The organism is Acinetobacter calcoaceticus (genome assembly GCF_051947995.1).
Taxonomy (GTDB): domain Bacteria; phylum Pseudomonadota; class Gammaproteobacteria; order Pseudomonadales; family Moraxellaceae; genus Acinetobacter.
In genome coordinates this window covers 631,179-644,322 of sequence record NZ_JBLVVH010000001.1, presented here as the reverse complement: position 1 = coordinate 644,322, position 13,144 = coordinate 631,179, and the positions used below count along the sequence as shown (strand labels likewise).

Below are 13,144 nucleotides of genomic sequence, written 5' to 3'. Positions count from 1 at the left end.
TTGGTATTAAAGATACAGTTAAAACAACTGTAACTGGCGTAGAAATGTTCCGTAAGCTTCTTGACGAAGGCCGTGCAGGTGAGAACTGTGGTATCTTGCTTCGTGGTACTAAGCGTGAAGACGTACAACGTGGTCAAGTACTTGCTAAACCAGGTACAATCAAGCCGCACACTAAATTCGATGCAGAAGTATACGTACTTTCTAAAGAAGAAGGTGGTCGTCACACTCCATTCCTTAACGGTTACCGTCCACAGTTCTACTTCCGTACAACTGACGTAACTGGCGCGATCAAATTACAAGATGGCGTAGAAATGGTAATGCCTGGTGACAACGTAGAAATGTCAGTAGAGTTAATCCACCCGATCGCAATGGACCCAGGTCTACGTTTTGCGATCCGTGAAGGTGGTCGTACTGTAGGTGCTGGTGTTGTTGCTAAAGTAACTGCATAATCGCCTAGAGTGATAAAAAAACACCCCTTTGGGGTGTTTTTTTTGTTTATTGTTAGACAATCTTTTTGTAAGAGTGTCCTTAACTGATAGCTTGCTGTCCCAAACTGCACTTAATTGATTTGCATAACAACGTAATATAAAACGCAAGAAACAGACAAAAGTGCTCAGTGGAAGGTTTCACTGAAAAGGAGTTGGCAGCATGAATGCTAAAGTAAATATTTCAAATCGTGCGGGTGCAAGCTTCCCAGTCCGTCGTATGAACTTTGATTTTGATCAAGTCCCGGAATACTGGATGAACGGTTCGGCAGGTTTAACGCATTTTATGACAGGTTTATCTGCACTGTTCCCAGATGGTGAAAAATTATTTATTGATGCTGTGCGTGCGGTTCGTTATTACCCGGCGATTAAAGACAACGAAGAGCTACAAAAAGAAATCAGTGCCTTTATTGGTCAGGAAGCCATGCACACACAAGAGCATGTTAACTTTAATGCCTCTGCACAGAAATATGGGCATGATGTAAAAACTTTAGAGCAAATTACTGGCCGTTATATTCAATTTGCCTTAAATAACTTTTCTAAAGTGGTTAAACCTTTTGGTATGACCCGCGAAATGGTCAACCTCACCGCAACAACGGCTTTAGAACATTTTACGGCGACCATTGCTTCTGAATTATTACGTAACCCGCATATTCAGGACTTAATGACCGATGACACCATGTCTTATATGTGGTTCTGGCATGCAGTAGAAGAAAATGAACATAAAGCGGTTGCTTATGATGTCTATGAGGCGGTATTTGGCAAGGGATTAAAAGCTTATAGCTTGCGTACCTCGGCGCTGGTATTTGCCATGGCCTTGATTTTTATTCTTCAGTCCTATTTTACTTTACGTCTACTGCAACAGGACAAGAAGCTGAACTTTAAAGAGTTGGCGATGATTTACAAATATGGCTATAGCCCTTCAAAAGGCATTATTACAGGTATGGCAGGGGAAATGCTGGCTTACTTTAAACCAGGATTCCATCCTAATGATCTGGACACGGTACAGCTGCTAAAAGACTGGAAAGCGAAACTCGGTTTCTAATTTTTTATCTTTGAATCAATCGGTTTAAAAGGGCAATCAAAATTGCCCTTTTTGTTTTTTATTCATTCATTTCATACATCATTTTTTTCAAGTTGACATGTCCTAAGATGATGCTTTTCTGACCTTATCTGCACTTATTCGATGTACTGAAAAAGGCGTATAAAAGAACTATCAAGCATTATTTATCAAGAATATTCATGGATAGGAGAAAAGGGTATGAATGCTAAAGTCAATATTTCAAACCGGGCGGGTGCCAGTTTCCCTGTACGCCGCATGGATTTTGAATTTGGTGAAGTACCACGTTACTGGGCCAATGGAGATGCTGCCTTAACCCATTTTATGACTGCGCTTTCAGCACTCTTTCCAGAAGGTGAGCAATTCTTTGTCAATAGCACACGTGCAGTCCGTAATGATCCTAAACTGGCAGATCCGAGGTTGCAGAAAGAAATCAGTGCTTTTATCGGCCAGGAAGCGATGCATTCAAAAGAGCATTTGGCCTTCAATGCATCAGCACAGGCTTATGGATACAATGTTCGGAAAATGGAGGAGCAGACAGGTCGTTTGATTAATCGAACTATTGGAGTGACGTCCAGACTACTGAAGCCTTTTGGCTTTACCAAAGAAATGATCAGTTTGACCGGTACCTGTGCCCTAGAACACTTTACCTCGACCATTGCTGAAGAATTATTGAGTAATCCTGATATTCAGGCCATGTTTATGAATGAGACCATGTACCATTTATGGATGTGGCATGCGGTAGAAGAAAATGAACATAAAGCCGTCGCTTTTGATGTGTATGAGTCGATGTATGGTCAGGGTGCCAAAGCTTATTTTATGCGCTCGTTGGCCTTAGTGATTGCCATGGGCCTGATCTTTATTACTCAATCTTATTTCACTGCAAAACTACTACAGGTGGATGGCAAACTGACTTGGCGTGATACCAAGTACATGTTGAAGTTCATGTATGGTTATAAAGGCTTTATGACGCGCCAGATTCCGACCTTGTTGTCTTTCTTACGACCGAAATTCCATCCCAATGATGACGATACGACCGAATTGCTCAATAAATGGCGGGCTGAATTGGGCTTTAATCTGAATTAATTTCAATGGGCAGTAAAACTGCCCATTTTGTTATTCAATTTTCAGCTGAAATTGTCGATAATCTGCATCAGTATCTTATAGAGTGGTAGATTGTGATTCGATTGATGCGAGAGGATGATCTGGAAAGTGTGGCAGCTATTGAACGCCTGGTACAGACACATCCATGGAGCAAGCAACAGTTTCAGGAGTCCTTAGCTTCGTATCAATGTACCGTATATGAACAGGCCAGTCAGGTCGTCGGTTTTTGTATTTTACAGCCTGTTCTCGATGAGGCGAATTTATTGTTGATGGCGATCCATCCGAGTCAGCAAGGCAAGGGGCGAGGATATGCTTTGCTGGAGGATTCGATTCAGCAATTGAAGAATAATCCGATCCAGATTTTTTTAGAAGTGCGTGAGAGCAACACAGCCGCGATCCGTTTATATGAAAAAACAGGTTTTCATCAAATTGATTTGCGCAAAAACTATTATCCGAATCCTGATGGTTCCAGAGAGCATGCCGTGATTATGGTCAAGACATGCACAGATGATTTTGCCGCCTTATTTAATAATTAAATTGTTCCACTCGGAAGGTAATGTACTCATCAATGAATTTCCAAGTTGATGGATTTCATTGTCTGAGAGGGGGCGATTGAGTCTGCGCCATTGCCCATCCAGTAATAATTCGAGTGGCGTATATTGTGATTTATAGTTCATTTTGTCTGAATGCGGGACCCAATAACCCAGATATAAATAATCCAGATTCAAGCTGCGTACATATTCAATCTGTTTCAGGATTGCGAATACACCCAACGAGCGGCGTTGTTCATCTGGATCAAAGAAGGTATAAACTGCGGATAGTCCATCGTCCATCAGGTCGCAAGTTGAGACTGCAATTAATTTCTGGTCTTTCCATAGTTCTATAAAGAAGCTTTCGGTACAGCTATGCACCAGAAATTTTTCAAACTGGTCCAGACTGGCTGGGTACATATCGCCATCTGAGTGGCGTTCATTGATATAGCGTTCGTATAAGTCGTAATGTTGCTGCGTGGCCTGTGAGGTCGACAAGATACTCATCTGTAAATCTTGATTACGTTTCCATGCCTTCTTCTGGCTGCTATTCATGCTGAATTCTTGTACGGGAACGCGGCAGGATAAGCATTGGCGACATAAGTGACATTCAGGACGATAGACAAAATCACCACTACGACGAAAACCCACGCGAGAAAGTTCTGACAATGTCACCACATCAATGCGGTGAATCGGGTCCAGAAATACCATCCGGGCAGATTTATTATCGAGATAACTACAATCGTGCGGTGGTGTAATGTAGTACTGTAAGTCATTTAAAAGGGACTTGGGTTGATATGATTTCATTAATCTGTCCCTCCAAGGTGTTAATCCGTTAACCGTCTAATGTATTAAAAACTGCTATTGTTTTACTTGAAAATACACGTTCTTGATAACTTTTCCAATTGATAGAGGGGGCAATAATTACATCTTGTAACGATTTAAGATAGGCTTGGCGAGAAAGTGTACTCGCACCAAGGCTTAAAAGATGGTCATTGACCAGCTGGCAATCAATCCACGGCAGCTGGTTTTCCCGTCCGATCAGCATCAGGGTATAGAATGCCATTTTCGACACATCGGTTTCAGTGCTAAACATGGATTCACCAAAACAGCCTTTACCGATACAGACCCCATATAAACCACCGACCAACGTCTGCTGTTGCCAGACTTCAACACTATAGGCATAACCTGCCTTAAATAAGTCACAATAGCCCTGAATAATATCTTCACTGATCCAGGTTTCATTGGCATAACTGCGGGGTAAGGAGCAGGAACGAATGACCTCTTCAAAAGCATGATTCACGGTGATTCGATAATCGTGTTTTTTCATATTCCGAAGTAATGATTTACTCGGTTTATAGGCATGAGGCTCAATAATGCAACGAGGCTCAGGGCTCCACCAGCAAATCGGTTCATCTTCGTTAAACCACGGAAATAATCCGTGGGTATAGGCTTCAAATAAGGTAGCAGGATGAAGATCAGCACCAATACAGATAAAGCCTTGGCCTTCAGGATCGGCTTCTATAGGATCTGGAAAAATATATTGAGAAGGGGGAAGTGGTTGCATAGCAAACAAAGTAAATAGGAATGATTCTAAACTAACTGAACTGGGCAGGAATGGCAATCCTTGAGTAGAATCAGCTTGAGTCATGATGGAGACGAAGGTGTATGCCCGTGGCAGAGTTCTGAGAAAATTTGAGACTGATTCTGCATGGTGTCATAAAAAAACCACCAATGACTGGTGGTTTTTAAAATTCTGGCCTGATTAGCTTAAATTATCGAGATATTTCTCTGCATCAAGTGCCGCCATACAACCTGAACCCGCTGAAGTAATCGCTTGACGATAAACGCTATCTGCGACATCACCCGCAGCGAAAACACCTTCAATAGAAGCCGCAGTGGCATTGCCCGCTGTACCACTGTGTACTTGGATATAGCCATCGCGTAAGTTCAGTTGACCATCAAACATACTGGTATTTGGTTTATGGCCGATTGCAACAAACAGACCTTGAACCTGAATGTCCTGAGTGCTTTCATCTTGAGTTGATTTAATGCGAACAGCAGTTACACCGGTATTGTCGCCCAAGACTTCATCGACCTGATGATTCCAGATAATGCTGATTTTGCCTTCTTTTTCTTTGGCAAACAGGTGATCTTGCAAGATCTTTTCTGAACGTAAGCTATCACGACGGTGAACAAGTGTGACATGTGCTGCAATATTCGAAAGATAAAGTGCTTCTTCAACGGCTGTGTTACCGCCACCAACAACCATGACATTCTGGTTCTTATAGAAGAAACCATCACAGGTGGCACATGCGCTTACACCTTGACCCATAAAGGCTGCTTCAGATTCAAGGCCTAAATATTGTGCGGTTGCACCTGTTGCAATAATCAGCGCATCACATGTGTATTCTTCCATATCACCTTTCAGCACGAATGGACGAGTCTTAAGATCAACTTCATTGATGTGATCATAGACAATTTCTGTACCAAAACGTTCCGCATGGGCTTGCATACGTTCCATTAGTACAGGACCTGTTAATCCTTCCGGGTCACCAGGCCAGTTATCAACTTCAGTCGTAGTCGTCAATTGACCACCGAGTTGTAAACCAGCAATCAGTGTTGGTTTGAGGTTGGCACGCGCTGCATAGACTGCTGCGCTATAACCTGCAGGACCAGAACCCAAAATAATTAACCGTGAGTGACGAGCGCTCATTAAAGAACATCCTTTTTATATTGAAACTGCTAAAATTATACGTGAATCGAGAGGGGAGTGGGATAATTCGAGCCTGATAATATTGATTAACTCAATCGAATTGGGCTATATCCGTGCAGAATGTTAACAACAACAGTAAACAATCGTGCATCTTTTTTGTAAGAACGAGTGCATAATATAAAACTTATTGATTAAGGTAATTTAGGCCTTAAAAGATACCAACAAATAACGAATTGGGTTACAGGACTGTATATGACTGCGGTGTCAAGTGTTTATGCACAACGCTTTTTAATGACATTATTTTTGATTTCCTTTGGCATTTATTTATTTCTTGCCACAGTAACCTATACACCGTTTGATCCGGGGTGGATGCATATTTCCAGCGATACCCAACAGGTTTCGAACGCAAGCGGTGTGGCCGGTGCTTGGATCGCAGATTTACTCTTTGGTTTTCTGGGGTGGGCAAGTTTGCTTATTCCCTTGTTCCTGTTTATAGAAGCGATTCAGGTCTGGTGGCCGAGGAGCTTTCTGAACCGCCCATTTCGTTATGCAGCCCAGTTCTTCCTGATTCTTTCGATTTCCAGCTTGTTGTATCTGCACTGGAATATGCCAGCCGATACGCTGGATAATGCAGCGGGCGGCATCATCGGTTATGAGCTAGGGGGAAGTCTCTCTCAATTACTGACGATTTATGGCGCGACCTTATTTTTACTCGCTTTCAGTATCTTGTTACTGACTTTGGCTTTTGGGATTCAGTGGAATAAAACTTGGGTAACCTTGAAGAATACGCCAGCCTATTTGCAAGACCTGTTCTATAAGAATGTGCCACAAAACGAATCTGCATATGATTTAACCGAACAACTGACACCTGCTGAAACCCCGGCTGTGACCGGCAAGACACCAGCCGTGGCAGAGGGTCTGGATGATAAAAACGAGACCAAGACCCCTCAGGTTCAGGCAAAGCTGATTAAAATTGATGATTCACACCATCAACTCATGGCAGAAAAATTATTTGCCGATGTCGTGGCGAAAGAACAGCAACAAAGCGCTGAACCACAACCAGCGGCGATGCCAGATGACGACTTTGAACAAACCTTGCAACGTGCCCATCAGTTTGAAACTGAAAGCCAGCGTTTAGTGAAAACAGGTGAGGTATGGCGTGCATTACAGCGTGATGATGCAAGCCATAAGCAGGAAATTGATGCATTACTCCGTGCTGCAGATGAGTCCGCTCACATGGCAACGCAGGCTGAACCAGCAGTACATGCTGAAGCTGTCATGCAAAAAGCCAATTCCAGCAATCTGGACTGGAATGATGATCAAATCTTTGATGAGCTATTGGCAGCAGTACCAAACAGTAAAACTGCCACAGATTCGCATTCTTCACTCACTCAACATGTTCCGGCCATGCCGCATACACCGGTTGAGCAGGAAAATGCATTTGAAGCAGATATTGAAGCGCTTATTAGTGAGTCTAATCAGGGAAATGCGACTCAAGCCCAACCTGCTGCTGTGCAAAATATCGTACAAGAAGACAAACTTCATTCGGTGGCGGAAGAGATTGATGAATTTAATGATCTCCTGATTGAGCAAGAGCGCGAACAAACCGCGCCGCGTGCTACAAGTTATGCGCAATCATCTGCTTTCGTCAAAGCACCGATTGAAGTTTCAACTGCACCGAAAGAAGCTTTGTCTAAAGAAGCCTTTATTGAAGCATGGCAAGAAACGGCCGGTAAAGCTGAACCCGAGCCAGACTTTGATATCGAAGAAGATTTTGATCTGGATGCACCTTTAACCGATGCATTTGGTCGTCCAATGTCGCGTGCCATGCAAGTGGCGCAAAAACGCCGTGATCTACCGACTTTACCGGGGCTGGAATTGCTGGATGAAGTTGATCCAAACAAAAAGGTCAATTTTACCGCTGAGCAATTAGCACGTCTTTCTGAACTTTTAGAGATCAAATTACAAGAGTTTAATGTCAAGGCTCAGGTGGTCGAAGCTCAGCCGGGACCCGTAGTAACACGTTTTGAACTCGATCTTGCACCGGGTGTAAAAGCCTCTAAAGTGACTAATATCTCACGCGATCTGGCACGTTCAATGTCGATGGCATCGGTACGTGTGGTTGAAGTGATTGCAGGAAAACCGTATATCGGAATTGAAGTACCGAATAGTAGCCGTGAAATGGTACGATTGATTGAGCTGTTGAAAACACCAGCTTTTGAAGACCCTGCGGGTTTGCTCTCTATGGCGATGGGTAAAGACATTTCGGGCAATCCTGTCATTACTGACCTTGGTAAAGCGCCGCATATGCTGGTTGCGGGGACCACAGGTTCGGGTAAGTCGGTTGCAGTCAACTCGATGATCTTATCGATGTTACTGAAATATACACCAGACCAGTTACGTTTGATTCTAATCGATCCAAAACAGCTTGAATTGGCCAACTATAATGATATTCCTCATCTACTCACACCTGTTGTCACCGACATGAAAGATGCGGTTAGCGCATTAAACTGGTGTGTCAATGAGATGGAACGCCGTTATAAACTGATGTCATTCCTGAAAATCCGTAAGCTCAGCGACTATAACCGTAAGGTCGAAGAAGCCATTGCCAATGGTGAAGACCTGATTGATCCAACGTGGAAAGCCAGTGATTCAGTTGTGGGTGAGCGTGCACCGCGTTTAACACCATTACCTTCCATTGTGATCGTTGCCGATGAGTTTGCCGACATGATTATGCAGGTCGGTAAAAAGGCTGAAGAAATGATTACCCGCCTAGCACAGAAATCGCGTGCCGCAGGGATTCACCTGTTACTTGCTACACAACGTCCTTCGGTGGATGTGATTACCGGTCTGATCAAGGCGAATATTCCAACCCGTGTGGCCTTACGTGTCAACAGTAAAATTGACTCACGGACCATTCTGGATGCGGGTGGGGCAGAAGACTTGCTCGGTCATGGTGATATGCTGTTCCTTGGCCCTGGTAAAATCGAGCCTGAGCGTGTTCATGGTGCTTTCATTAGTGATGATGAGGTGAACCGTATCTGTGATGCGTGGCGCGAACGTGGTGAACCGGATTATGTGGATGAGATTCTTACGCCATTTGATGAAGAGCCTACATCGCGTGGTTTTGAAGATGGGGATGGAGATCCGAGCCGAGATGCGTTATATGATCAATGTGTCTCTTTTGTTCTAGAAACTCGAAAAGCATCGACTTCATCATTACAGCGTAAATTTAGTCTGGGATATAACCGTGCAGCACGGATCATTGACCAGATGGAAGAAAATGGCATCGTTAGCTCGATGGGTGCCAATGGTAAGCGAGATATTCTGGTCTAACCCAAATATCCCCTAAAAAAAGCCTCTTTATTGAGGCTTTTTTGTTTTAGGCTTTCAAATTTTTATATGGTAAAAATCACGTTTTTTATTTAAGCTTGCCCTTTAGAATTCCAATCTTGAGGTGAGTCGTGTTCGTTGCATTAACTACACTCATTTTTATTCATTTCTGCGCATTGATTACGCCTGGACCAGACTTTTTTCTGGTTTCACAAACGGCGATTAGCCGCTCTCGTAAAGAAGCCTTGCTGGTGGTGCTGGGCATTTGCTTAGGAGCAATGCTGTGGTCACTGCTTGCCTTGATGGGACTCAATATCATCTTTGAAAAAATGGCGTGGCTTAAACAGGGGCTGTTGATCGCTGGCGGACTATATTTGTGCTGGCTTGGTTTTCAAATGCTTCGCTCAGCCTTCTCTAAAAATAATCCAGACATAAATCCAATGAGCTTGCCTCAGTCACCTTATTTATTTTTTATGAAAGGATTGTTGACCAACCTTTCCAATCCCAAGGCTATTATCTATTTCGGCAGTGTCTTCTCACTGTTTTTGGCAAATCCCTTATTTGATCAACATCATTCTTTACTTTTTATTATCGTTTCGATTGAAACGATTTTATGGTTTGTCCTGGTCGCTTTTGTATTTTCTCTACCGACGTTCCGCAATGCCTACCAAAACTGTGCAAAATGGATTGATGGTGTTTCAGGCGGGATATTTACCTTACTCGGTGTTTATCTGATTGGCAACCGCTAATACAGAGAGAAGAAAGCCTGCATCATGCAGGCTTTCTGATATACGCTAATCTTATGGTCTTTTTAACCCTTATACTTCAAGAAAAAAACCTATCAATAAGAGTATCCAAAAGATAGCTCCAATAATAATGACAAAAATTTGAGCAATATTAAATTTTTCCTGTATCACCGCATTGAGTTGATCATCCTGTTTTTTGGTATGATTAAGGGCCACAAAAGCGGGAATAAGGAAAATAAAACTGACTGATGAAATTAACCAGTAAGGATCTGGTAAGTTGGCGAATACTAAGGCGAAAAGGATATAGCCGATATACATCCAGCCTGCAGAAAAATCCTGAGCATAATCTTTTCCTTTTGCATATTCCCTGATTCTCTTAAACAGGGAATATAAGAAGAAAATGGAAAAAATAGCTCGGGCAGCCGGCATGATATCTAAATGATCTTTCAGTGCCAGAAAACGCCATGCCTTAAAGATCCACCATAGCTCGTATAACCCTAAAGAAATAATTGATAAAAAGATAAATTTCTTTAGGCTAATGATGGTTAAATCAGCTAAGTGATGATTTACAGGCGTATTTTCAATTACGGTAGTATTTTGATCGGTCATTGTCTTGGTTAAAGTAGAAAAGGTAAAAATATAAAAAATGTATTATTGGCAATCTATTTATCAGAGAATTTAAGAAATATCATTATTTTAATTAAAAACCACATAATTTACGCTTCAATTTATTGATATTGATAAATTATGTGGCCTTTATTGTAGCGTTGATTAAGCAAACTTCGCTAAAACTTCCAGAAAACCCGCTTTCTGGCGAGGAAATTGTGCAATCACATCATGAATGCGTTGGCCTTCAGGATTGGTTGCATTCAAGTCACGGCCATCTGCCAAAAACTTGGTAATCAAACGCTCATAGTCATTTGGGCGCATATGTTTGAAGGCATGGTAGAGCACATGGAAGTCGGCATTTACGCCAGCTGGAGGAAGCTGGTTAAGGTAGGCAAACACACGCTCATCTGACCATTCTTCATTGAAAGTTGCTGGCTGTGATAATGCCATGACAATCTCCTCAGTCTTATAAAATAATAAAGGCAAAATATGAGGCAGGATGAGAAAAGTCATACTTTTCAAATTCTGCGACGTATTTTGCCTTTATTTAAGAAAAATCGCTAATGAAAAAACTTCTAACGATCTTCAGGTAAATTGATATTCATTTCTAGCATTTCAATGTTTGCTTCTGAACGAACCTGCATTTGAATATGCTGTTCATCCACCCCACGAACATAACGACTCACGACCTGCATGATTTCTTTTTTCATTTGGTCGATTTTGTCCTGGCCTAAGCGACGGCCCAAGCCTTGTTCAGATGCAACAATAACTTTTAAACGATCTTTGGCAGTTTGTGCACTTGATGGTTTTTCATCACTGCTAAAAAGTTTACTCCAGAATCCTGCCATAATTACGCTCCAAATAGTCTAGCTAACCAACCTTTTGGCTGTACTGCAATGTGTCGATAAGGACGGTCTTCGCCAAGGAAGCGAGCCACTAAGTCATCATAGGCTTGTCCAGCTTTTTCATCTGAATACAGAATCACAGGCTTACCTTCGTTTGATGCTTGAAGTACGCTTGGGCACTCAGGAATTACCCCTAAAGTCGGCACACGTAAAATATCTTTAGAAATATCGTCGATCGTTAACATTTCCTGTTTATCGGCACGTTCCGGATTGAAACGGGTGATACATAAATGCTTACGGATACGACCTTCGTTTTGTTCAACTTTTTTGGTTTTGCTATCAAGCATACCAATAATACGGTCAGAGTCACGTACTGATGAGATTTCAGGATTCGTCACAATGATTGCTTCATCTGCATGGTACATGGCTAAGATTGCACCACGCTCGATCCCCGCAGGTGAGTCACAAATGATGTAGTCGAATTCTTGAGAAAGTTCGTCGATCACACGTGCAACACCTTCATCACTCAACGCATCTTTATCGCGGGTTTGTGACGCAGGGAGAATATATAAGTTTTCAATATCTTTATCACGGATGAGTGCTTGTTGTAAGCGAGCTTCATTATTGATGACATTGACAAAGTCATAAACTACACGGCGTTCGCAGCCCATGATCAAATCAAGATTACGTAAACCCACATCGAAATCGATCACAACAGTTTTATGACCACGTAGGGCTAAACCTGTTGCAAAAGATGCACTTGTTGTAGTTTTACCTACACCACCTTTGCCTGACGTTACGACAACAATTTTGGCCACCGAATCCACTCCTATTTATGGTCATACGCCCCTAAAAGGGCTTTTTTGGTGTTTAATGAGATAAATTAAAACTGCAAGGCCTCAAATTCAAGTTCTTGCTTGTTATTTAAATAAATATGTACAGGCTTTTTGATCATATCTTTTGGAATATCATCTGCAACACAATAGGTCCCTGCAATCGAGATGAGTTCGGCTTCTAACGAATGGCAGAAAATACGTGCTGCAGCTTGTCCACCTGCACCTGCAATGACTCTACCACGAGCATTGCCATAAATGTGAATATTTCCAGATGCAATGACTTCCGAACCACTATTCATGCCTGCATTTAAAATGATATCACCCTGATCTTGCACCAAACATTGGCCTGTACGCAAAATTTCATCATGATACGAGGTGATATAGGCATTCGATGTGTTTTTTTGTGGTGTTTGTATTGCTGAATTATCCGCTGCTTTTGCCGGAGCTGGATCAACCACCTGTTCTTTAGATGCCTTGATACGTTGCAATGGCTGATCTACTGGCAAAACAGGAAATTGAATGGCACGGGCTTCATCGCCCAGAATGCCATCAATCACAGCCATCGGTTGCAGGCCCAGATCGATCAAGAGCTGAATTAAGGCAATCAGTTCTTGTTCAACAGTACTGTCAATAATGACCAGTGTACCGATATAGGAACCTTCATTCAGGGTGCTGGTAAGTTGCTGTCGGATTGCATTATGGTCATTTGTGTCGAACGTGAGTCGACTAAAATTCACCATTCTGCCCGTAATCCGTATATCAGCCATAATTTATCCTTCAGGGCTTTTTAAGCGCTCTATTGTGTTAAAGCAGTTGTAAATAAAAGCAAATGCTAGAACAAATTACACGAATTCTCTAGCTCGATTGGTAATTTTTCTTG

The 13,144-nt window shown here is 42.3% G+C and carries 14 protein-coding genes; 6 read left to right on the top strand and 8 right to left on the bottom strand.

The window, feature by feature from the left end; all coding sequences use genetic code 11:
* From ACNQO6_RS03130 to rimI, 4 genes are all read left to right on the top strand, one after another.
* On the top strand, positions 1 to 449 hold a 449-nt coding region (locus ACNQO6_RS03130; protein ID WP_440208054.1), incomplete at its 5' end, for an EF-Tu/IF-2/RF-3 family GTPase.
* A 199-nt stretch (positions 450 to 648) separates the two neighbouring features.
* Entirely contained in the window at positions 649 to 1,530 is an 882-nt protein-coding gene (locus ACNQO6_RS03125; RefSeq protein WP_440208053.1) for a metal-dependent hydrolase, read from the top strand.
* A gap of 216 nt (positions 1,531 to 1,746) precedes the next feature.
* Positions 1,747 to 2,631: a metal-dependent hydrolase gene (locus ACNQO6_RS03120; RefSeq protein WP_440208052.1), complete on the top strand. Its 885-nt coding sequence runs from the start codon at positions 1,747 to 1,749 to the stop codon at positions 2,629 to 2,631.
* 104 nt (positions 2,632 to 2,735) lie between these two features.
* On the top strand, positions 2,736 to 3,185 hold the full coding sequence (gene rimI / locus ACNQO6_RS03115) for a ribosomal protein S18-alanine N-acetyltransferase (protein WP_440208051.1): 450 nt from the start codon (positions 2,736 to 2,738) through the stop codon (positions 3,183 to 3,185).
* Here rimI and ACNQO6_RS03110 read toward each other — a convergent pair.
* The 3 genes from ACNQO6_RS03110 to trxB all read right to left on the bottom strand — a co-directional run bounded on the left by ACNQO6_RS03110 (position 3,171) and on the right by trxB (position 5,895).
* Positions 3,171 to 3,986 (bottom strand): arginyltransferase, encoded by an 816-nt coding sequence (locus tag ACNQO6_RS03110; protein WP_343581454.1) that lies wholly within the window; start codon positions 3,984 to 3,986, stop codon positions 3,171 to 3,173. The genes rimI and ACNQO6_RS03110 overlap by 15 nt on opposite strands.
* Positions 3,987 to 4,014: 28 nt before the next feature.
* Positions 4,015 to 4,746 (bottom strand): leucyl/phenylalanyl-tRNA--protein transferase, encoded by a 732-nt coding sequence (gene aat / locus ACNQO6_RS03105; protein WP_440208074.1) that lies wholly within the window; start codon positions 4,744 to 4,746, stop codon positions 4,015 to 4,017.
* Between the two features lie 198 nt (positions 4,747 to 4,944).
* The gene (trxB, locus tag ACNQO6_RS03100; protein ID WP_440208050.1) at positions 4,945 to 5,895 is read right to left on the bottom strand and encodes a thioredoxin-disulfide reductase; all 951 of its coding nucleotides are present in this window, start codon (positions 5,893 to 5,895) and stop codon (positions 4,945 to 4,947) included.
* A gap of 252 nt (positions 5,896 to 6,147) precedes the next feature.
* On the opposite strand from trxB, the gene ACNQO6_RS03095 reads away from it, so the two are divergent.
* A complete protein-coding gene (locus tag ACNQO6_RS03095) occupies positions 6,148 to 9,231 on the top strand; it encodes a DNA translocase FtsK (RefSeq protein ID WP_440208049.1) in 3,084 nt (1,027 codons plus the stop codon).
* Between the two features lie 128 nt (positions 9,232 to 9,359).
* Positions 9,360 to 9,977 carry a threonine export protein RhtC gene (rhtC, locus tag ACNQO6_RS03090; protein ID WP_440208048.1) on the top strand — a complete coding sequence of 206 codons (618 nt, stop codon included), beginning with the start codon at positions 9,360 to 9,362 and terminating at the stop codon, positions 9,975 to 9,977.
* 69 nt (positions 9,978 to 10,046) lie between these two features.
* Here the strand turns inward: rhtC and ACNQO6_RS03085 are convergent, their stop codons facing one another.
* The 5 genes from ACNQO6_RS03085 to minC form a co-directional block, all read right to left on the bottom strand.
* Positions 10,047 to 10,583, bottom strand: coding sequence for a hypothetical protein (locus ACNQO6_RS03085; RefSeq protein ID WP_440208047.1), 537 nt, complete (start codon positions 10,581 to 10,583; stop codon positions 10,047 to 10,049).
* A gap of 162 nt (positions 10,584 to 10,745) precedes the next feature.
* Positions 10,746 to 11,033, bottom strand: coding sequence for a PA4642 family protein (locus tag ACNQO6_RS03080; RefSeq protein WP_005229057.1), 288 nt, complete (start codon positions 11,031 to 11,033; stop codon positions 10,746 to 10,748).
* A 125-nt stretch (positions 11,034 to 11,158) separates the two neighbouring features.
* Positions 11,159 to 11,431, bottom strand: a complete 273-nt coding sequence (minE, locus tag ACNQO6_RS03075) for a cell division topological specificity factor MinE (RefSeq protein WP_004655180.1) — start codon at positions 11,429 to 11,431, stop codon at positions 11,159 to 11,161.
* 2 nt (positions 11,432 to 11,433) lie between these two features.
* The gene (gene minD / locus ACNQO6_RS03070) at positions 11,434 to 12,246 is read right to left on the bottom strand and encodes a septum site-determining protein MinD (RefSeq protein ID WP_009516152.1); all 813 of its coding nucleotides are present in this window, start codon (positions 12,244 to 12,246) and stop codon (positions 11,434 to 11,436) included.
* A 65-nt stretch (positions 12,247 to 12,311) separates the two neighbouring features.
* Positions 12,312 to 13,031, bottom strand: coding sequence for a septum site-determining protein MinC (gene minC, locus ACNQO6_RS03065; protein WP_123774949.1), 720 nt, complete (start codon positions 13,029 to 13,031; stop codon positions 12,312 to 12,314).
* Between the last annotated feature and the right edge of the window lie 113 nt (positions 13,032 to 13,144).

Coding starts and splice junctions, on each gene's coding strand:
- trxB (WP_440208050.1), bottom strand. CDS start 5,895: ATGAGCGCTCGTCACTCACGGTTAATTATTTTGGGTTCTGGTCCTGCA.
- ACNQO6_RS03110 (WP_343581454.1), bottom strand. CDS start 3,986: ATGAAATCATATCAACCCAAGTCCCTTTTAAATGACTTACAGTACTAC.
- ACNQO6_RS03085 (WP_440208047.1), bottom strand. CDS start 10,583: ATGACCGATCAAAATACTACCGTAATTGAAAATACGCCTGTAAATCAT.
- ACNQO6_RS03080 (WP_005229057.1), bottom strand. CDS start 11,033: ATGGCATTATCACAGCCAGCAACTTTCAATGAAGAATGGTCAGATGAG.
- rimI (WP_440208051.1), top strand. CDS start 2,736: ATGCGAGAGGATGATCTGGAAAGTGTGGCAGCTATTGAACGCCTGGTA.
- ACNQO6_RS03125 (WP_440208053.1), top strand. CDS start 649: ATGAATGCTAAAGTAAATATTTCAAATCGTGCGGGTGCAAGCTTCCCA.
- ACNQO6_RS03120 (WP_440208052.1), top strand. CDS start 1,747: ATGAATGCTAAAGTCAATATTTCAAACCGGGCGGGTGCCAGTTTCCCT.
- ACNQO6_RS03095 (WP_440208049.1), top strand. CDS start 6,148: ATGACTGCGGTGTCAAGTGTTTATGCACAACGCTTTTTAATGACATTA.
- aat (WP_440208074.1), bottom strand. CDS start 4,746: ATGCAACCACTTCCCCCTTCTCAATATATTTTTCCAGATCCTATAGAA.
- minC (WP_123774949.1), bottom strand. CDS start 13,031: ATGGCTGATATACGGATTACGGGCAGAATGGTGAATTTTAGTCGACTC.
- minE (WP_004655180.1), bottom strand. CDS start 11,431: ATGGCAGGATTCTGGAGTAAACTTTTTAGCAGTGATGAAAAACCATCA.